This window comes from Gordonia amarae NBRC 15530 (genome assembly GCF_000241345.1).
In the GTDB taxonomy this organism is placed as follows: domain Bacteria; phylum Actinomycetota; class Actinomycetes; order Mycobacteriales; family Mycobacteriaceae; genus Gordonia; species Gordonia amarae.
Map to the genome: position 1 here is coordinate 1 of NZ_BAED01000005.1, position 1,287 is coordinate 1,287.

The window sequence follows — 1,287 nt, forward strand, 5'->3', positions numbered from 1 at the left end:
TGGCAGGCCCCCGATAGTCGGTCCAAGCAGTTGTAGAGCCAGTTCCTACAGGTGATCGCTCATGCGATCTCACACGCCACCGGGTGGTGGGTGTGGGTACATCCGGCAGCGTACTCTGCCGGGGTCTGGTAGCCCAGCGCCGAGTGCCGGTGCCGATAGTTGTGGTCGTCCTTGTAGTCGGCGATCACCACCCGGGCCTCCAACACGCTGGTCCAGCAGTTGCGGTTCAAGCACTCATCCCGCAGCCGGTTGTTGAACGATTCGACGAACCCGTTGTTCCACGGTGTGCCGGGCGGGATGTAGCTGATCCCGACTCGTCCGTCGCAAAACTGTTGCAATGCTTCGGATATGAACTCCGGGCCGTTGTCCATCCGCAACACCATCGGCGGCCCGCCGGCAGCGGCGAACACAGCCGCCAGCTCGGCGACGAGCCGTTCGGCCGGGATCGAGGTATCCACAATGTTCAGCAACGACATCCGGGTGTGCTCATCAACCATCGAGGCGATCTTGATCTTGCGCCCATCAACGGTCGAATCGAACTGAAAATCCATTGCCCACACAACATTCGGGGCATCCGCCTCGATCACCGGCACTGACGACTGCCCGGCTCGTTTGCGCCGCGGCGCCCGGTGGACCTGTAGCCCTTCTTCCTTCCACAGTCGGTGGACCTTCTTCTTATTCAGTTCCATACCTTTGTCGAACCGCAGATGTGCCCACGCCCGCCGAAACCCATGCCGGGGATTCTTGCCCGCATACGCCCGCAGATCAGCCCGCAAACCAGAATCCGGGTCGGCCGGGGTCTGGGCTTGTGGAAGCCGCCTATACGCTGAGCGGGAAAGCCCAACCACCTTGCACGCCATACGCTCTGAGAGGCTCTTCACCTCTTTGAGCATGTCGATGGCAGCGCGTTTGGCGGTCGGGCCTAAAATTTTCCCTTCGCGATCTCCCGCAACGCGTCCTTCTCCAACTCCGCATCGGCCAGCAACCGCTTGAGGCGGTTGTTCTGCTCCCGTAACTCCTTGAGCTCTTTGGCCGCGTCGGTGTCCATACCGCCGTAGGAGCGGCGCCAGTTGTACAACGTGGCAGCCGACACCCCCAACTCGTTCGCGATCTGCTCACCGGTCTTACCCTCAGCTGCAAGTTCGTCCGCACGCCGCAGCTTTCGCACGATGTCCTCAGCCGAGTGGCGCTTGCGTCCTGCCATGTCCTTCATCGTCCCTTCTGCGCCCCCATCAGGGCAATCAGGACTCTAGAACTACCTGGATCGGTTCACGGGGGACATGCCAA

The 1,287-nt window shown here is 61.5% G+C and carries 1 protein-coding gene; it reads right to left on the bottom strand.

Translation table 11 applies throughout. From position 1 onward, the window contains the following. Positions 1-59 precede the first annotated feature (59 nt). Positions 60-1,204, bottom strand: a protein-coding gene (locus GOAMR_RS01760; RefSeq protein ID WP_085949022.1) for an IS3 family transposase whose coding sequence is annotated in 2 segments (ribosomal slippage) — positions 60-937 and positions 937-1,204 — 1,146 coding nt in all. Because the reading frame shifts where the segments join, the coding sequence is not laid out codon by codon here. Positions 1,205-1,287 lie beyond the last annotated feature (83 nt).